Annotated in this window: 17 protein-coding genes; 9 read left to right on the plus strand and 8 right to left on the minus strand. The window is 67.1% G+C overall.

The window, feature by feature from the left end:
- Positions 1–48 precede the first annotated feature (48 nt).
- Positions 49–1,272: a pyridoxal phosphate-dependent aminotransferase gene (locus GTZ97_RS12025; RefSeq protein ID WP_161650879.1), complete on the minus strand. Its 1,224-nt coding sequence runs from the start codon at positions 1,270–1,272 to the stop codon at positions 49–51.
- A gap of 104 nt (positions 1,273–1,376) precedes the next feature.
- On the opposite strand from GTZ97_RS12025, the gene GTZ97_RS12030 reads away from it, so the two are divergent.
- From GTZ97_RS12030 to GTZ97_RS12045, 4 genes are all read left to right on the plus strand, one after another.
- The gene (locus tag GTZ97_RS12030; protein WP_161650880.1) at positions 1,377–1,754 is read left to right on the plus strand and encodes an Mth938-like domain-containing protein; all 378 of its coding nucleotides are present in this window, start codon (positions 1,377–1,379) and stop codon (positions 1,752–1,754) included.
- Positions 1,755–1,848: 94 nt separating this feature from the next.
- A complete protein-coding gene (locus GTZ97_RS12035) occupies positions 1,849–2,328 on the plus strand; it encodes a peroxiredoxin (protein WP_161650881.1) in 480 nt (159 codons plus the stop codon).
- A gap of 281 nt (positions 2,329–2,609) precedes the next feature.
- Positions 2,610–4,355 (plus strand): PhoH family protein, encoded by a 1,746-nt coding sequence (locus GTZ97_RS12040; RefSeq protein ID WP_161650882.1) that lies wholly within the window; start codon positions 2,610–2,612, stop codon positions 4,353–4,355.
- Between the two features lie 181 nt (positions 4,356–4,536).
- Positions 4,537–5,823: a GGDEF domain-containing protein gene (locus GTZ97_RS12045; protein WP_161650883.1), complete on the plus strand. Its 1,287-nt coding sequence runs from the start codon at positions 4,537–4,539 to the stop codon at positions 5,821–5,823.
- Here GTZ97_RS12045 and rlmD read toward each other — a convergent pair.
- From rlmD to surE, 4 genes are read right to left on the minus strand one after another with little or no spacing between them, the layout of a single operon-like run.
- Positions 5,811–7,265, minus strand: a complete 1,455-nt coding sequence (rlmD, locus tag GTZ97_RS12050; RefSeq protein ID WP_161650884.1) for a 23S rRNA (uracil(1939)-C(5))-methyltransferase RlmD — start codon at positions 7,263–7,265, stop codon at positions 5,811–5,813. The two genes, GTZ97_RS12045 and rlmD, sit on opposite strands and share 13 nt — an antisense overlap.
- A 30-nt stretch (positions 7,266–7,295) precedes the next feature.
- Complete coding sequence (locus tag GTZ97_RS12055; RefSeq protein ID WP_161650885.1) at positions 7,296–8,198, minus strand: peptidoglycan DD-metalloendopeptidase family protein; 903 nt, start codon at positions 8,196–8,198, stop codon at positions 7,296–7,298.
- 41 nt (positions 8,199–8,239) lie between these two features.
- Positions 8,240–9,082 carry a protein-L-isoaspartate O-methyltransferase family protein gene (locus GTZ97_RS12060; RefSeq protein WP_161650886.1) on the minus strand — a complete coding sequence of 281 codons (843 nt, stop codon included), beginning with the start codon at positions 9,080–9,082 and terminating at the stop codon, positions 8,240–8,242.
- Complete coding sequence (gene surE, locus GTZ97_RS12065) at positions 9,079–9,828, minus strand: 5'/3'-nucleotidase SurE (protein WP_161650887.1); 750 nt, start codon at positions 9,826–9,828, stop codon at positions 9,079–9,081. Before surE ends, GTZ97_RS12060 begins: the two co-directional genes overlap by 4 nt.
- 175 nt (positions 9,829–10,003) lie before the next feature.
- On the opposite strand from surE, the gene GTZ97_RS12070 reads away from it, so the two are divergent.
- Together GTZ97_RS12070 and GTZ97_RS12075 are read left to right on the plus strand one after the other, a co-directional pair.
- Positions 10,004–10,705, plus strand: a complete 702-nt coding sequence (locus GTZ97_RS12070; protein ID WP_161650888.1) for a response regulator transcription factor — start codon at positions 10,004–10,006, stop codon at positions 10,703–10,705.
- A 24-nt stretch (positions 10,706–10,729) separates the two neighbouring features.
- Positions 10,730–12,958 (plus strand): sensor histidine kinase, encoded by a 2,229-nt coding sequence (locus tag GTZ97_RS12075; protein ID WP_161650889.1) that lies wholly within the window; start codon positions 10,730–10,732, stop codon positions 12,956–12,958.
- On the opposite strand, the gene tfpB is transcribed toward GTZ97_RS12075, so the two are convergent.
- Together tfpB and GTZ97_RS12085 are read right to left on the minus strand one after the other, a co-directional pair.
- Entirely contained in the window at positions 12,943–14,766 is a 1,824-nt protein-coding gene (gene tfpB / locus GTZ97_RS12080) for a type IV pilus assembly ATPase TfpB (RefSeq protein ID WP_161650890.1), read from the minus strand. The genes GTZ97_RS12075 and tfpB overlap by 16 nt on opposite strands.
- Positions 14,763–15,557: a spermine/spermidine synthase domain-containing protein gene (locus GTZ97_RS12085; protein WP_161650891.1), complete on the minus strand. Its 795-nt coding sequence runs from the start codon at positions 15,555–15,557 to the stop codon at positions 14,763–14,765. The genes tfpB and GTZ97_RS12085 overlap by 4 nt, the downstream gene beginning before the upstream one ends.
- A gap of 47 nt (positions 15,558–15,604) precedes the next feature.
- Between GTZ97_RS12085 and GTZ97_RS12090 the strand changes: the two genes are divergently transcribed.
- Genes GTZ97_RS12090 through GTZ97_RS12100 form a run of 3 tightly spaced genes read left to right on the plus strand, consistent with a single transcriptional unit; the run spans position 15,605 to position 17,228 of the window.
- Positions 15,605–16,174 (plus strand): DNA-deoxyinosine glycosylase, encoded by a 570-nt coding sequence (locus tag GTZ97_RS12090; RefSeq protein ID WP_161650892.1) that lies wholly within the window; start codon positions 15,605–15,607, stop codon positions 16,172–16,174.
- On the plus strand, positions 16,174–16,848 hold the full coding sequence (locus GTZ97_RS12095) for a phosphatase PAP2 family protein (protein WP_161650893.1): 675 nt from the start codon (positions 16,174–16,176) through the stop codon (positions 16,846–16,848). The genes GTZ97_RS12090 and GTZ97_RS12095 overlap by 1 nt, the downstream gene beginning before the upstream one ends.
- Positions 16,845–17,228, plus strand: coding sequence for a diacylglycerol kinase (locus GTZ97_RS12100; protein WP_161650894.1), 384 nt, complete (start codon positions 16,845–16,847; stop codon positions 17,226–17,228). The genes GTZ97_RS12095 and GTZ97_RS12100 overlap by 4 nt, the downstream gene beginning before the upstream one ends.
- Here the strand turns inward: GTZ97_RS12100 and GTZ97_RS12105 are convergent.
- The gene (locus GTZ97_RS12105) at positions 17,200–18,069 is read right to left on the minus strand and encodes a TatD family hydrolase (RefSeq protein WP_161650895.1); all 870 of its coding nucleotides are present in this window, start codon (positions 18,067–18,069) and stop codon (positions 17,200–17,202) included. The genes GTZ97_RS12100 and GTZ97_RS12105 overlap by 29 nt on opposite strands.
- Positions 18,070–18,084 lie beyond the last annotated feature (15 nt).

Here is an 18,084-nt window from a genome sequence, read left to right on the forward strand (position 1 = left end):
TGTGGCGGCCACATGGTGCCCCGTTGAGGGCCAGCGTTCGCCGCGGCCTCAGGCGTGGCGCTTGCGGTAGCCGTCCAGGAAGCGCGCAATGCGGTTGATCGCGTCGGTCAGGTCGTCGCTGTTGGGCAGGAAGACCAGACGGAAGTGGTCGGGATGGGCCCAGTTGAAGCCCGTGCCCTGCACGATCAACACCTTCTCTTCGGCGAGCAGTTCGTACGCAAACTGCTGGTCGTCGGCAATGGGGTAGAGCTTCGGGTCCAGCCTCGGGAACATGTACAACGCCCCTTTGGGCTTGACCACGCTGACGCCCGGAATCTGGGTGAGCATGTCGTAGGCCAGGTCGCGCTGCTTGCACAGGCGGCCACCGGGCTGCACCAGGTCCTTGATGCTCTGATAGCCGCCCAGCGCTGTCTGAATGGCCAGCTGGCCGGGCGTGTTGGCGCACAGGCGCATCGAGGCCAGCATGTTGAGCCCCTCGATGTAGTCCCGCGCGTGGCGCTTCTCGCCCGAAACCACCATCCAGCCGGCGCGGTAGCCGCATGAGCGGTAGTTCTTGCTCAGGCCGTTGAAGGTCAGGAACAGCACATCGTCGGCCAGCGAGGCGATCGAGGTGTGGGTGTGTCCGTCGTACAGCGTCTTGTCGTAGATCTCGTCGGCCATCACGATGAGCTGGTGCTCGCGCGCGACCTCGATGATCTCCTTGAGCAGGCTCTCGGGATAGAGCGCGCCTGTCGGGTTGTTCGGGTTGATGACGACGATGGCCTTGGTGCGCGGCGTGATCTTGGCGCGGATGTCGGCGATGTCGGGATACCAGTCCTGTTGCTCGTCGCAGATGTAGTGCACCGGGCGGCCGCCCGACAGCGCCACAGCAGCGGTGTACAGCGGGTAATCGGGCGCCGGCAGCAGCACCTCGTCGCCCTCGTTGCACAGGGCATTGATGGCCATGACGATGAGCTCGGAGGCGCCGTTACCCAGGTAGACATCGTCGACCGTGACGCCCTTGATGCCCTTTTCCTGGCAGTAGTGCACCACCGACTTGCGCGGCGCGAACAGGCCCTTGCTGTCGGTGTAGCCCGCTGCGCCCGACAGGTTTCGGATCATGTCCTGCACGATCTCGTCGGGCGGCTCCAGCCCGAACACGGCGAGGTTGCCGATGTTGAGCTTGATGATCTTGTGGCCGTCTTCTTCCATCTGCCGCGCCTTTTCCAGCACGGGCCCACGGATGTCGTAACAGACACTGGCGAGTTTGCTGGATTTGGCGATCGGTTTCAAAACGGGCTCCGGCAGCGGGGGGATTTGGGGCGAAGCTAGAATTTAACCACACCCCGCCAGAGCCGGCAGCCCCGCCAATGGTGGTGCGGGGCGCCCATGCCGACATGAAACTGCAACCCGACCGCGCCGAAGGCGTCAACGTCATCCACGCCTACACGGCCGACTCGATCTCGGTCAATGGCACGGCCCACCCCCATGCCGTGCTGGTACCGCACACGGGCGAGGTGCTGCCCTGGGACGCCGCCAGCTGGGAAGCGCTGACCGAGGTGCATTTCGCCCACATCGCGCAGGCCCGGCCCGAGCTTGTGGTGTTCGGCAGCGGGGCGCGCTTGCGCTTCGTGAAACCTGCTTTGCTGCGCCCGCTGATCGAGGCGCGCATCGGCATCGAGACCATGGATTCGGCAGCCGCATGCCGCACCTTCAACTTCCTCGTGGGCGAGGGACGGCGCGTGATGGGGGCCATCCTGCTGCCTCGCGTCTGAGGCTCGCTCTTTGGCGGGTATCCCTTCGACGATTGCATTTGTCGAAGCACTTTATAATCGTGGGCTATTCACGCAGGCTGCTGATCACGACAACATGACACCCGCCCTCAACAAACCGTTGCCGGAATTCGAAGCGATCGCCACTGGCGGCGTGAAGTTCACGCCCCAGGCCTTCCAGGGTCAGACCGTGGTGCTGTATTTCTACCCCAAGGATCACACCCCGGGCTGCACGACCGAGGCCATGCAGTTCCGCGACAAGCACAAGGAATTCGCCAAGGCGGGCGCCGTGGTGTTTGGCGTCTCGCGTGACAACCTGGCTTCGCACGACAAGTTCAAGCAGAACCTCGATCTGCCCTTCGAGTTGATCGCCGACACCGAAGAAAAGCTCTGCCACATGTTCGGTGTGGTGAAGAACAAGATCATGTACGGCAAGAAGGTCAAGGGCATCGAGCGCTCGACCTTCCTGATCGGCCCCGACGGCGTGCTGCGCGGCGAATGGCGCGGCATCAAGGTCGCTGGCCACGTGGACGAGGTGCTGCGCACGGTGCAGGACCTGCAGCGCGAAGCGGCCTGATCCCCCTCATACGCACATTCGCACTCTGGGCCGGCCGGCCCCGTGCTTCCAGCTCAGCCGCTCAGTCTGACAGAAGCGACGGCAACCGGATCGGCTTTGTTGCGCCCCCATCACATCGTCTCCCGGGAGTTGGACACGGCGGTGGGATGTGCATAATCAGACGCATGCATTTGAGCTTGTCCCATCCGGCCCATGCCGCTCAAGCTGCCGAAGCAAGGCCGCACACCCAGTTGTGCGGCCTTTTTTCTTGCCCTTTGTCCTCTCACTGACGGAACGCCAAGATGCCTCTGCCCAAGCCGCCTGCCAAACGCGCCGACATGCTCACCGAAGAGGAAATCCGCAGCCAGCCCAAGGCGGCCAAGCGGCCGAGCAAGCTGAAACAGGCACCTTCTGCCACGCTGCCTGCCACACCGGCGGCCCCCTCGGCTGCCGTGCTGGAACTGGTCAAGCCCGCGCGACCTGCCGCTGAAGCCGTTACCCCGACCGCCCGCGTGACCCCTCCGCCGGTGGAGGCCCGCGCCCCCGGTGCGCCCCGCCCCGCCACCGGCGCCCCCAGCAAGGCGCGAGGCCAGGCCCCCACCCCGTCCACCGGCCGCAGCCGGCGTAAGACAATGCAGGACGACGGCCCGCCCAAGCTGTTCGTGCTCGACACCAACGTGCTGTTGCACGACCCGACCTCGCTGTTCCGCTTTGCCGAGCACGACATCTACCTGCCCATGATCACGCTCGAAGAGCTGGACGGGCACAAGAAGGGCATGACCGAGGTGGCGCGCAACGCCCGCCAGGTGAGCCGGGATCTGGATGCACTGGCCGCCGACATGGGCGCAGGCCAACCGGGTCAGCCCGACGCCGGCATTCCCCTGGCCAAGACCGGCCACGTCGAGGCACTGGGCCGGCTCTTCTTCCAGACCATGGGCATGGCCGTCTCGCTGCCCACCGGCCTGCCTCAGGGCAAGGCCGACAACCAGATCCTCGGTGTGGTGCAGGCGCTGCGCGATCAGCACAAGGGGCAGCGCGAAGTCGTGCTGGTGTCCAAGGACATCAACATGCGCATCAAGGCCCGCGCCCTGGGGCTGCCGGCTGAGGACTACTTCAACGACAAGGCGCTGGAAGACGGCGACCTGCTCTACACCGGCGTGCTGCCACTGCCGACCGATTTCTGGGAGCGCCATGCCAAGGGCATGGAAAGCTGGCAGCAAGGCGGCGTCACCTATTACCGCCTGAGCGGCCCGATGGTGCCGGCCTTCCTGGTCAACCAGTTCGTCTACCTCGAAACGCCCGGCGCCAGCCCCTGGTACGGCAAGGTCACCGAGATCACGGGCAAGACGGCGGTGCTGCGCACGCTCAAGGACTACACGCACCAGAAGCACGCAGTCTGGGGTGTGGCAGCGCGCAACCGGGAGCAGAACTTCGCCCTCAACCTGCTGATGGATCCGGAATGCGACTTCGTCACGCTGACCGGCTCGGCCGGCACGGGCAAGACGCTGATGACGCTGGCCTCGGCCTTGTCGCAGGTGCTCGATGAGCGGCGCTACACCGAGATCATCGTCACCCGTGTGACCGTGCCAGTGGGCGAGGACATCGGTTTCCTGCCCGGCACTGAGGAAGAGAAGATGTCGCCCTGGATGGGCGCGCTGGACGACAATCTCGAGGTGCTGGCGCGCAGCGACAACAGCGCGGGTGAATGGGGCCGCGCGGCAACCCAGGAACTGGTGCGCAGCAAGATCAAGATCAAGAGCCTGAACTTCATGCGCGGGCGCACCTTCCTGAACAAGTTCGTGATCATCGATGAGGCGCAGAACCTGACGCCCAAGCAGATGAAGACGCTGATTACGCGCGCCGGCCCGGGCACGAAGATCGTCTGCCTGGGCAACCTGGCCCAGATCGACACGCCCTACCTGACCGAGGGCTCGTCGGGCCTGACTTATGCGGTCGACCGCTTCAAGGGGTGGCCGCACAGTGGCCATGTCACCCTGGCCCGCGGCGAGCGCTCACGCCTGGCGGATTACGCATCGGACGTGCTCTGACGCCTCTCGCGTGCGACGCCGAGTCGCTTCATGATGTAAAAAAGCCGGATTTTCACACCCGGCTTTTTGTTGGGCGCCCCGCGGTCGAGGGGGTTGGCACCGTGAAGTGCTCACGCCGAAGGGATCAACTCCCGCCCAGACGGGTCATCTTGCGCCAGAAAATGGTTGCACGATGTCCGCCATGCAGTCCGCCCCGTTGTTGTTGTCCGGCGAAGCCGCCTGGACGCAGACCCTCACCTTCACGGTGCTGTTCAGCCTGCTCATCCTGATCGTGGTGGTGGTGTTGGCGGGCTGGCGCGAACGGTCGCACCATCGGCCCTTCTTCGAAGCACGCTGGTGGCCGAACGCACTGTGGACCCGCCGACTCGACGTCTTGTTGTTCTCGGCCGATCCGGAGCAGCAAATCCTCGGGCGCCGTTTCGCGATCGGTGTGGCCAACTGCCTGGCCGGCCTGCTGGCGCTGAACTATGGCACTTGGCAAGGGGTGATCGATCCACACCGCTGCGTGTTGCTCACCCAGGCTGCCATGGCGGTGATCGTCATTTTGTACGCCGTATTCCGAACGGGCTTGAACCAGCGCCTGGCTGACCCGAGCATGGGCGGCGTGGCCACTGCGCTCAGCGTGGTTTTCCTGGCTTGGGGCTACCTGATCGGCGGGCCTGGCAGGCCGGTTGCCCTGCTGTTGTTGTTCGTGATCCTGATGTTCAGCATCTTCACCAGCACCACCCGCGACCTGTGGCGGGCGAGCGCCCTGGCGGCCGTCGCGTTCGGCTGGGTCATGTGGCAGGTCGCCGACGAGCAGCGGCACATCCTGCACGGGCCGGAGATGCAGCTCGTCTACTTTCTGATGTTGATGCTGATGCTCGTCAGCGTGAGCCTGCTGGTCGGACAACTGGCCCGACTGAGGGAGACCGCGCGTTCTCGTCGAGTGGAACTGGCCAAGGCGCTGCAGCGCATCCAGGAACTGGCCACGCAGGACGAACTGACCGGCCTGCCAAACCGCCGCCACATGCTGGAGCGCCTGTCACAGGCCCAGACCCGGCAACGCCGCCACGGCGGGGTCACATCCGTCGCACTGGTCGATGTGGATCACTTCAAAACCATCAATGACCGCCACGGACACGGCGTGGGCGATGAAGTGCTGAGGGCGCTGTCCGGGGTCATGCAAAAGGGCCTGCGCGAATCCGACACGCTGGCGCGCTGGGGCGGCGAGGAGTTTCTGATGCTCTTCCCCGACACCACGCCTCAAGACGCCATGGCGGTGCTCCAGCGCATCCAGCAACAGCTGACGCAAGCCGCAACGTTCCCGGCCGGCCTGCGCGTGACCTTCTCGGCCGGCGTGGCTGCGCTGGCATCCGATGACAGTCTGGAACACAGCATCACGCTGGCAGACACGGCGCTGTACGCCGCCAAGGCGGCGGGCCGCAACCGCGTCTGCGTGGCCTCGCTGCCCGCTCAGCAGGACTGAGGCGCGTCGCGCTCGAACACGGCCATGCTCTCGACGTGGGCGGTATGGGGGAACATGTTGACCACACCGGCGGCCGTGCAGCGGTAGCCCCCCTGATGCACCAGCAGCCCCGCATCGCGCGCGAGCGTGGCCGGGTTGCAACTCACGTAGACGATGCGCGCTGGCAGCTGCCAGCCTGGCGGCATGCGCTCGGGGGCCTGATGCAGGTCGGCCACGGCCTTGGCCAATGCAAACGCCCCTTCGCGAGGCGGGTCGACCAGCCACTTGTCGGCTGCGCCGTACGACACCAGCTCCTCAGGCGTGATCTCGAACAGGTTGCGTGCCACAAAGGCGGTCTTTTCTGCCACCCCATTGGCCTTGGCGTTCTCGCGCGAACGCGCCACCAGCGTCTCGCTGCCCTCGATGCCCAGCACCTCGCGCGCCTGCGTGGCCAAGGGCAGCGTGAAGTTGCCCAGGCCGCAGAACCAGTCGATCACGCGCTCGTGCGCACGGGCTTCGAGCAGGCGCAAGGCCCGGCCCACCAGCACCTGGTTGATGGCGTGATTGACCTGGGTGAAGTCGGTCGGCTTGAACGGCATGGTGATGCCGAACTCAGGCAAGGTGTAATCCAGCCCGGGCGCCGACGGATCGAGCGCATGGACCGTGTCCGGGCCCTTGGGCTGCAACCACCACGAAATGCGCTGCTGGCCGCCTTCGGCGGGACTGTGCTGCGTGGCAAAGGCGTGGAGACGGGCGGTATCGGCGGCGCTGAGGGGCTCCAGGTGGCGCAGCACCAGCACGGTCACCTGGGTGCCCACGGCCACCTCGATCTGCGGAATGCGCTCGCGCTGATCCATGCTGCCGATGAGCGCACGCAGCGGCATCAGCAGCCGGCTCACATGGGCAGGCAGGATCTCGCAGGTCTGCATGTCCGCCACATAACGTGACTTGCGCTCGTGAAAGCCGACGAGGACGGTGCCTTTCTTGGCCACGTAGCGCACCGACAGGCGCGCGCGGTAGCGGTAGCCCCAAGTGGGCCCCTCGATCGGGCGCAGCAACATCTCGGGCTTGACCTTCCCGAGGTGCCAGAGGTTGTCTTCCAGCACACGCTGCTTGACGGCCACCTGGGCGGCAGGGTGGAAGTGCTGCATCTTGCAGCCACCACACAGGCCGAAATAGGTGCAGCCTGGCGTGACGCGCTGGGCGCTTTCGCGACGCATCTCGGTGAGCGTGGCCTGCTCCCAGTTGTTCTTGCGTCGGGTGACCTGCACGCGTACTTGCTCGCCGGGCAAGGCGTCCTCGATGAACACAACCTTGCCGTCAGCACGGTGGGCCACGCCCTGGGCTTCGAGATCCAGTGATTCGACTGTGAGCCACTCAAGGTGGGGCGGCACGGGCTCCGCATGCGCCTGGTGGGTGGGCGCGGCGGCGTCAGAAACAGAAACGGGGGATGATGCGCTCATCCCCCGATTGTCTCAGGACTGCTGGCCGCCTCAGCGCGGTGGCAGCTGACGAGTCGGGTCGATCGGCTTGCCCTGCTTGCGCAGCTCGAAGTGCAGTTGCACGCGGTCAGCGTCGGTCGAGCCCATCTCGGCGATCTTCTGCCCGCGGCGTACCACCTGGTCTTCCTTCACCAGCAGACTCTGATTGTGGGCGTAGGCCGTCAGGAAATCGCCGCTGTGCTTGATGATGACCAGGTTGCCGTAGCCGCGTAGCCCGGATCCGGCGTAGACGACTCGACCATCGGCTGCCGCCACCACCGGGTCACCGGCCTTGCCACCGATGGCCACGCCCTTGCGCCGGCCTTCTTCGAACGCACCCAGGACTGGGCCGGCTGCTGGCCACATCCATGCCTGATCGTCTGCAGGGCGGGCGGCCTCGCCAGGCGCCGGTGTGGCAGGCGCAGGCGCGGCGGCAGCCGGGCGTGACGCACCGGGTGCCTGCGAGGGCGGCGGGGTGGACCCTGGGGCCGACGGGGGTGTGGCACCTGGCCGCGCTGCGTCCAGGCCGCGGGTTTCAATGCGCGGGCTGACGATGGGGCGCGCCGCCACCACCGCCGTGTCCGCCGACTCGCCAGGCGGCACCACGCGCAGTACCTGCCCCACCTCGATGAGGTTGGGATTCTCGAGCTTGTTCCAAGCGGCAATGTCGCGCCAGTTCTGGCCGGTATCCAGGCTGATGCGGATCAGCGTGTCACCGGGCTTGACGGTGTAGTAGCCCGGCTTGCCGGCGTTCTCGTGTCCTGGCGGCAGCCGCGGAGGCGCCTGTGTACCGCCCGAATCGGACGACGAGGGCGAGGTGCGCTGCTCGACGGGCGCGCGATGGGTCTGGGTGGCGCAACCGGCCATCAACAGCACCACAGCAGAAGGAACGACCAACCTTGAGAAAAACGTCATGGGCTTCAACCAACATGCGGCCGCAGGGCAGCCGGTAGACCTTATGCGAGGCCTGATTTTAGGGGGACGAACAGCACCGCACCCGAATGGGTGTGTTTCAGAGTGCCATCGGGCAGACGGTCCACGATGGTGAGCACCTGTGCGCCCGCCGCGCCGGCCACCGGCGCCACGAGACGGCCGCCCGGCGCCAACTGGTCCGTCCAGGCAGCAGGCAGGGCCTCCCCGCCCGCTGCGGCAATGATGGTGTCATAAGGCGCCTGTGGCCCGTGGCCCAGCATGCCATCACCGTGGACGAGCCGGATATCGGCCCAGGGCGAGATCAGCCCATTGAGCTGGTCAAGATGGCGACGGGCCTTCAGGTGAAGCTCGCGCAGCCGCTCGATCGAGACAACACGGGCTGACAGGCAGGCCAGCAGTGCCGCCTGATAGCCGCATCCTGTGCCGATCTCCAGGCACGCGCCCAGCGGCCGCGTGCCTTGACGGGCCTCGGCCGACAGCCCCGGGCGGGCGCACAGCAACTGCATCATGGCTGCGACCACCGAGGGCTTGGAGATGGTCTGTCCCAGACCGATGGGCAGACTGGTGTCCTCGTAAGCCTGGTTGACCAGTGCCGTATCCACGAACACATGTCTGGGAACGCGCTCGAACGCCGCCAGCACGCCCTCGTGGCCAATGCCGTCGGTGCGCAGGCGCGCCACCATGCGCGCACGAACCCGGGGCGAGTCCAGCCCGAGGCCCTGAGGGGCCCCTTGGTGCCGCCGCTCGCGCTCGATCAGCTGCATGTGCGCCTGGGGGCGCAGCAACTTGTCCGCGGCGGGCTGGGCGGAGGCCACCTTGTCCAGCCCCAGCGGAAAGCGCCGCGGACGGGCGTCGGAGCGGCTCATGGCTGGCTCAACCAGTTGCGCCACTGCGGCAGGCGCGCGTGATCGGTCATGTCGACCTGCAGCGGGGTGATGGACACGTGTCCCTGGCGCACGGCGTGGAAATCCGTGCCGTCGCCGTCTTCACGCGCCTCGCCAGCAGGGCCGATCCAGTAGAACAAATCGCCCCGCGGGTTGTGCTGCGCGACCGCCGGGAAACTGGCGTGCCGCCGGCCGAGCCGGGTCAACTGCCAGTCGGCCTGCTCCAGCCCTTCGGTGCTGGGCATGTTGACGTTGAGCAGCCAGGGCGAGGCAGCTGGCGGATGGGCGAGCACATGCTCGACAATGCGCCGGGCCACCCGGGCTGCGGCATCCAGGTGCTGCCATCCCTTGTCAACCAGCGAAAACGCGATGGCGGGCACACCGAAGAGAAAACCCTCGGTCGCGGCCGCCACCGTGCCGGAGTAGAGGGTGTCATCGCCCATGTTGGCACCGTTGTTGATGCCGGACAGCACCAGATCTGGCCGCGGAATCACCCCTGCGGTGAGAGCCAGATGCACGCAATCGGATGGTGTACCGTTGACATAGCGGAAACCTGAAGGCGCTGTGTGCAGGCTCAGCGGCTGGTGCAACGTCAGGGCGTTGGAGGTGCCACTGGCGTTGCGCTCGGGCGCGAAGACATCGATTTCGCCCAAACCCTGACAGGCCTGGACCAGGGCGGCGATGCCAGGGGCCAGATAGCCGTCGTCATTGGCAATGAGGATACGCATAGGGCGATTGTAGAAGCGCAACGGCTGTGCTGGCTAAACTCTGCATCAGACCGCGAGTTGAATCGATCGATGCGCGGGTTGACCGATAATCCAAAGCGATGCATCCCGCACGGCACCTTGCCCCAGCGGGCGCCGGCAAGCCCGACGGGCCAGGCCTCGCATCGGGAGAACAAACATGTCCGTCAAGGTTTTGGTGCTGGAAGACAACCCGGTGGCGCGCGGGTTCCTGTGCCGCGTCGTGCGCGAGAGCTTCAGCGACGTTGGCGAGATTGTCGAGGTCAGCGACCTGGACGCCGCGCGCCGCCTGCTCGGCCATGCTGCTGGCGGCCGGGCGGCGCCATGTGGCGCGCCGTTCCAGCTCATCTTGGTAGACCTGGAGCTGCCGGACGGCAGCGGCCTGGAATTGCTCACCGAGCTGAGCCAGTATCCGGCCACACGCATTGTCACCACGCTTTATTCCGACGACGAGCACCTGTTCCCTGCCCTGCAGTGCGGGGCAGACGGCTATCTGCTGAAGGAAGACCGCTTCGAGGTGCTGGTGGAAGAGCTGCAGAAGATCGTGCGAGGCCAGCCGCCGCTGTCGCCGGCCATTGCGCGCAGGCTGCTGACGCACTTCCGCACCGGCGACGCCACGCTCCCACCGGCCAGCCCGGCCGCCCCCGCGACGCCCCCACCCGCAGACCATGAACGGCTCACCCCGCGCGAAAGTGAGGTGCTCACTTACCTGAGCAAGGGCTTCACGATCAAGGAGATCGCCGGACTCATGGGCATCAAGTGGTTCACGGTGAACGACCACATCAAGTCGATCTACCGCAAGCTGAATGTGTCCAGCCGGGCTGAGGCGGCCGTGCTGGCCAGCAAGCACGGGCTGGTCTGACCCGCGCGCTGCCCCGACCGCACCATGGCAGCCGGCAGCGCCGACAGGCTGGACGAAGCCCTTCGGGCCCTGGCTCGGCTGCCCGCCACCATGGGCTGGCGATGGCGCGTGCTGGCTGCGTGGTCGCTGCTCATCTGCGTCGGTGTCTTTTTTCAGGCGCGGTGGCTGGGCCAGGCCCCCACGCTGCCATTGCAGCTCCAGGCAGGTGAAGATGGCCAGATCATCATCCGGGATGGCAGCGCACAGGCGCGCCACTTGGACGGCCACCGACTGACCGGTCTATCGGCCACCCCGGATGCGCAATCCGAGGCCAGACCGCACGCGCTTGCGCTGCATGACTCGCCCCGGTGGCTGACCAACCCGGCCCAGCGCGCCGAGCACCACCTGCAACGGGACGCCATCAGCGATGTGCTGGACGCGGTCGGACCTGACGGCACCCTGTGGGTGCGCGCCTCACCCGGCGAGCACGAGGGCTTGACGCTGCTGACCAGGGGCTGGCTTGGCCTGGGCACGATGTACTGGCTGACCATGGCCGCGGCAGTGGTGACCTCCATCGTGGGCGCCAGTGTGGCCCTGAGCGCCACACGCTGGAACGGCCTGGCCTACGGCGCCCTGGTCCAAGCCCAGGCGGCAGGCCTGGCATGGGCGGCCACTCAACACGAGTGGGGCTGGATGGCCCCTCCCTGGTGGCTCGAAGCCGACCTGCCCGTGCGACAAGCGATCGAAAGCCTGTCGCTGGCCGCGCTGGCCTATCTGAGTTGCCGCATTGCCGGGCGGCGCAGCCACGTCGCCGCGCTGGTCACCGCGTGCACGCTGCTGGCGCTGGCCGGCGCGGCGGCGACCTGGCAGCTACCCTGGTGGGCGTGGCAGGCTGGCGGGGCGGCGCTTCTTGCCGGCCTGGGCTGGCAATTGCACGCGGCGCATCGTCATGCGCCGCACCCCATGTACCGTGTGATCCGCGACTGTATCGCCGTGGTGCTGGGCACCTGGGTGCTGCTGAGCCTGGCTCTGGGCCTTGGCCAGAGCCGGCCCGACCTGCAACAGCCTCTGGCACGCTATGGTGTGCTGGCCTGGCAGTTGCTGGCCGCCTCGTTGACCGTGATGGTGCCTTTTCTGTCCCGCTCGCGGCATGTCTTTCTGGCGTTCTCGTGGCTGGCCGCATCCAGTGCTGTGGCCGCCTCGCTGGACCTGTTGTTCGTCGCAGTGTTTTCTCTTGGCGTGTTTAGTTCGATGACGCTGTCGCTGTTTCTCGCGTTCGGCGTCTATCTCAGCCTCCGCCACGGCGTGCTGAGTCAGCTGCCTGTGGGACAGCAGGTGTCACGCGAGGTGCTGTTCGAGCGGCTGTACCGGCTGGCCCGAGAGGTCGAACGCCACCCCGAGCTGCTGGCCGACGGACTGCGGCGGCTCATGCGCGAACTGTTCGAGCCGCTGTCGATCGACCTGACCCCCAGCCGGCTCGAAGGCGAGCAGGTCGCCCTCAAAGGTCACGGCACGGTGATGGTGATGGCCTTGCCGACACCCCAGCCGCCGGGAACGACCGGCGAGGCCTGCCTGGTGCTGCGCCATGCCCATCGGGGACAGCAGCTTTTCAGCCAGGCCGACGCACAGCTGGTGATGCACATTCTCGCGCAGCTGGAGCGTGTACTGGACGTGGACAGGGCGGTGGAGCGCGGGCGCTGTGAGGAGCGGCAGCGCATCGCGCAGGACCTGCACGACGACATCGGCGCCCGCCTGTTGACCTTGATGTACCAGGCGCCCACGCCCGACGTGGAAGACTACGTGCGCCACACGCTGCAGGACCTGAAGACACTGACGCGCGGGCTGGCGGCTTCAGCGCATCCGTTCAGCCAGGCGGTCAGCGAGTGGAAGCGAGACCTCGGACACCGCGTGGGCGTGGCCCGATGCGAACTGGACTGGAAGGCCACGTGGGACGAAGACCTGCTGCTGACGATGGTGCAGTGGTCGGCGCTGACGCGCATCCTGCGCGAGCTGGTGAGCAATGCCCTGGCCCATGCGCACGCCACACAGGTCTGCGTGACGCTGTGCCTGCAGGAACAACGCCTGCAGCTCAGCGTGGCAGACAACGGGCGCGGCGGCGACCCGCAGACTTGGGCGCACGGCCTGGGTCTCGGCGGGGTGCGCAAACGGGTGCGGCAACTGGGTGGGTCGGTGGTCTGGGAGGCGAACACGCCCCGCGGCATCGTGTGTCACGTGACGGTGCCCAACCTGTCGGCCGCTCAGCTCTCCCACTGAGGCGTGTTACGCAACACCTCGTCGAGCGTGGTCAGGCCTTCTGCCACCTTCATCACGCCCGACAAGCGCAGGGGGCGCAGCCCCTCCTTGGCCACGACGCGGCGCAGCCCGGCCATGTCGACCGTCGGGTGCAGCGCACCGCGGACGGCCTCGGACACTGGCAGCAACTCGTACAGGCCGACTCGTCCCTTGTAGCCGGTCATGCGGCAGTCCAGGCAGCCGACGGGCTTGTAGGGCTGCCCTTTTCCGCTCATGCGCCACGGTTTGATGGCATCGGCCAGCGTGTCGAGCTGCAGCGCATCGTCGGGCTGCTTGCAATGCGGGCACAGCGTGCGCGCCAGCCGCTGAGCCAGCACGCCGATCAGGGTCGCGCTGATCAGGTATGGCGGCACACCCAGGTCGGTCAGCCGGGTGATGGCCGAAGCCGCGTCGTTGGTGTGCAGCGTCGAGAACACCAGATGGCCGGTCAGCGCGGCCTGAATCGCCATCTCGGCCGTCTCCAGGTCGCGGATCTCACCGACCATGATGATGTCCGGATCCTGCCGCATCAGCGCGCGCAGGCCCTCTGCAAAGCCCAGGTCGATGGCCGGCTGCACCTGGGTCTGGTTGAAGGCCGGCTCGATCATCTCGATCGGGTCCTCGACCGTGCAGACGTTGACCTCGTCGGTGGCCAGACGCTTGAGGGTGGAATACAGCGTGGTGGTCTTGCCCGAGCCGGTGGGGCCGGTGACCAGGATGATGCCGTGCGGACGGGCCACCATCTGCTCCCACTGCGCGATCTCGCTGGGCGCGAAGCCCAGCGCCTCGAACGACTTGACCGTGTTGTCCGGATCGAAGATGCGCATAACCAGCTTCTCGCCGAAGGCGGTGGGCATGGTCGACAGGCGCATCTCGACCTCGTCGCCGGCCGGGTTGCGCGTCTTGATCCGCCCGTCCAGCGGGCGGCGGCGCTCGACCACGTCCATGCGCCCCAGCAGCTTAATGCGCGCGGTCATGGCCTGCATCACCGACTGGGGCACCTGGTAGACGGTGTGCAGCACGCCGTCGATGCGGAAGCGGATGGCGCCCATCTCGCGACGGGGCTCCAGATGGATGTCCGAGGCGCGCTGGTCGAAGGCGTACTGCCACAGCCAGTCGACCACCTGGATGATGCCCTGGTCGTTCGCGTCGAGCTGGCGGTTGCTGCGGCCGAGCTCGACCAGTTGCTCGAAGCTGTTGGCCGTGTTGCTGTCGCCGGCCTTCTTGTTGGCATCCTTGACCGATTTGGCCAAGGTGTAGAACTCGGTGCGGTAGCGTTGCAGATCGAGCGGGCTGGCCACGACCAGGCGCACCGTCTTCTTGGTGTGGCCCAGGATCTCGGCCACCCAGTCGGTGTCCAACGGTTCGCAGGTGGCGATGGTGATGTCGTTCAGGCCGACCTGCACCGGCAGCACCTTGCGCCGCTCAGCATAGTTGATGGACATGACCTCGGCCACCCGGCCCACATCCACCTTGAGCGGGTCGATGCGCAGGTAGGGCAGGCCCACACGCTGCGCCAGCCATTCTGTCAGCGGTTCGAGCTCAAGCACGGCGCCGGTATCGGCACGGGTCAGACCCAGGCCAGCCAGGCGCACCAGCGGGTGCTGGGCACTGTTGCCGGCCGCAAAGCGCTGCGCCACGGTTTCGCCATCTTTGACAGACAGCAGCTTGTCTTCGGTCAACCAGGCCAGCAGCAGGCGCCAGTCCAGTGGCCCCTTGGGCAGACTGGACGAATGGGCACGCCGCCCCGCGGCGGATGGGGCAGACGGACTGGCGGGCACGGCACTCATGTCGGGGCAGCGGGCTTTTGGAAGGCAGACAGCAGTTTGACCCATTTTGGCGCCGGAAGCTCGTAACGCGCCTTCAGGGTTTCCGCACGTTGCTGCAGCACTTCGCGCCCGGGCAGCGCAAACCCCTTCCACGCCAGCACCACGGTGTTGCCCTCGGGTGTGGGCTTGAGGCGCGCCATGTGGTCCTCGCCAAAGGCTGCGGCGATGCGCGCCGCGCTGCGCGCGAAGCTGGCATCACGCCCGAAGAGGTTGACGCTCATGACGCCGCCGTCGTCCAGCACGCGCCAGCACGCACGGTAAAAATCCTCGTCGTCCAGCACCGGGCTGGCCGCCTCGTGGTCGTACAGGTCGACACACAGCGCATCGGCCGAGCCCACATGCGCCTCATCGGTCATATAGGCGGCGGCATCGCCCTGCACCACCTGCAGGCGCCCGTCGTCATCGGGCAGATGAAACCACTGACGGCAGACGTGGATGACCTGGGGGTTGAGCTCCACCGCCACGGTAGGCAGCTTGAGCACGGCGTGGCAGTACTTGGTGATGGCGGCGGCCCCGAGGCCGAGCTGCAGCGTACGGGTGTCGGCCAGGGTGGCCGGATCACGCAGCAGCAGCCAGGCCATCATGCGCTGGATGTAGTCCAGTTCGAGCTTGAGCGGTTTGCGGATGCGCATGGCACCCTGAATCCACGGTGTGCCCAGGTGGAGATAACGAACGCCATCGGCTTCCGAAAGGCTGACTTCGGCCAGGGCCGGCGCCCCTGTCCGGCGGGAGGTGGCTTTGCTGCGTTTCACGGGCGCGAGTGTGGCACAGTCGGGTGTGGACCTGTTCTGCCCGAGACATGCCCGTCCTGCACCCTGATCCTGCCCTACCGCGCCATGTGGGGCTGGCGCCCGTCTGGTCACCGACCGCCCGATTGCTCGTCCTGGGCAGCTTTCCGGGCGAGGCCTCACTGCAGGCGCAACAGTACTACGCCCACCCTCGCAACCACTTCTGGCCCATTCTGTCTGCGCTGTGGGCTGACCGACTCGCATGCCCATTGGCCACGATGCCCTATGAAGCCCGCCTGGACGTGGTGCGTGCCCATGGCGTGGCCATCTGGGATGTCTATGCCGGCTGCGTGCGGCCTGGCAGCCTGGACAGCGCCATCCGGCAAGCCGAGCTCAATGACCTGCCCGGCCTCGTGGCGCGCAGCCCGCATCTGACCATGATTGCGCACAATGGCGGCGAATCGGCGCGGCACATGCGTTTGACCGGCGCGCTGGGGTTGCCTGTGGTGCGACTGCCCTCGACCAGCCCGGCAAACGCGTCGTGGTCCTTCACACGCAAGCTGGCGGCCTGGCGTGCGGCCTTTGCGGCGGCCGGGGTGCATGTGGCGGCCGAAGCACCAACCCCCTGTGGAGAAACGTGATGCGACGCCATGTCGAACTGCGGCTGCTCTGGCCCTTCTTGCTGCTGGCCACGGCGGGCTGGGGATTCATGGAGGTGACCGAGGAGGTCCTTGAGGGGGACGCGCACCGCATCGACGCCTGGATCCTCTCGCTGTGTCGCGTCAACGGTCAACCCGACATCCCGGTCGGCCCAATGTGGTTTCAAGAGGCCATGCGCGACATCACCGCGCTGGGCAGCCCGGTGGTGTTGAGCCTGTGCGTGCTGGCGGTGTGGGGGCTTCTGGCGCTGGCCGGCCAATGGCGCATGGCCTGGCTGGCGCTCGTCGCCTCCGCCGGTGGAAGCCTCCTGAGTCTGACCTTGAAATGGGGCTTCTCGCGGGCGCGTCCGGACGAGGTCTATCACGCCACCGTGGTGATGGGCTACAGCTTTCCAAGCGGGCACGCCATGATGTCCACCGTGGTCTTCCTGACGCTGGCTGCGCTGGTGGCCCGCCTGCTGCCCAGCACGCGGCTGCGGCTGTACGCCGTGGGCGTGGCGCTGATGGCCAGCGGACTGGTGGGACTGTCGCGCGTGTACCTCGGCGTGCATTGGGCATCGGATGTGGCTGCAGGCTGGGCAGCCGGGACAGCCTGGGCATTGATGTGCTGGCTGGGTGCCGAGCACATGCGGCTCGGTCGAGGCGACAGCACATGAAGGGGGCGTCGTTTCTCACGCGCCTGGGGCACGCCCGGGATGGGCTGCGCGCGGCCGTGGCTCGCGAGCCCAGCATGAAGACGCATGTGGCCGCCGCAGCGGTGGTGGGGGTCAGCTTGGTGTGGGCCGGCTCGCCCCCTGTCTGGTGGGCCGTGATGGCCGTCACGGTGGCCATGGTCTTCGCCTGCGAGCTCATGAACACCGCCCTCGAGGCGCTGTGCGACCATCTGCACCCGCAACGTCATCCCGCCATCAAGATGACCAAGGACGTGGCGGCGGCCGCCGTGCTGCTGTCGTCTGTCGGGGCGCTGGCGGTCGGCGTGGCCTTCGCGGTCGACCAGCTCTGGCCCATCATGCGCACCTGGGCGGCACTGCGCTGAGCAAGGCGCCCAGGCGGGGCAGTGCCGCCAGCGCGTTGGCAGTGGTGATGGAGCGGGTCTCGTCGATCGTCCAACCGCGCAAGGCCGCCAATGTGGCAGCGATGCGGGGCAACTCGCCAGGCTCGTTGCGGCTGCGCGCCCCGGCCGCGCGCTCGGCGGCCGTACGGTACAGCCACTGGGGCGGGATGTCGGGGGCATCGGTCTCCAGCACGATGGCCTCGGCGGGCAGCGTCTGCGCCAGCCGACGGATCTGCAGCGCGCGCTCGAAGGTCATGGCGCCGCCAAAGCCGAGCTTGAAGCCCAGACCGATGAAGGCCTCGGCCTGCTGCGCGCTGCCGTTGAAGGCATGCGCGATGCCACCCGGTACCGGCCGCCCCTGGTCGCGCAAGGCCCGCAGGGCCTTGAGCAGCGGATCGGCGCTGCGCCGCACATGCAGGATGGCTGGCAAGCCGTGGGCGCTGGCCAGCGCCAGCTGGGCCTCATAACAGCGCACCTGGGCGGACCAGGCGGCGCCATCGCGGCTGTCGGGCACAAAGGCATCCAGGCCGATCTCGCCCACTGCCACCAGCCTGGGGTCGTCGGCCCACCGCGCCAGTTGAACATCGAGCGCCTGCGCGGCATCCGCCCCCGCCTGCTGCACGAACAAGGGATGGGTGCCCAACGCATAGGCCCCCCGGGCCTGGTGTGCCGCATCACGGGCAGCCTGAAAGGTCGCGGGCATCACGGCTGGCACGACCATCATGGACACCCCCGCGGCCGCAGCGCGGTCGATCACCGCCTGGCGGTCGTCATCGAACTCGGGCGCGTCGAGGTGGCAATGCGTGTCGATCCAGGTGGCCATGCCGCCCCCGCCCAA

Source organism: Aquabacterium fontiphilum (genome assembly GCF_009909205.1).
Taxonomy (GTDB): domain Bacteria; phylum Pseudomonadota; class Gammaproteobacteria; order Burkholderiales; family Burkholderiaceae_C; genus Aquabacterium; species Aquabacterium fontiphilum.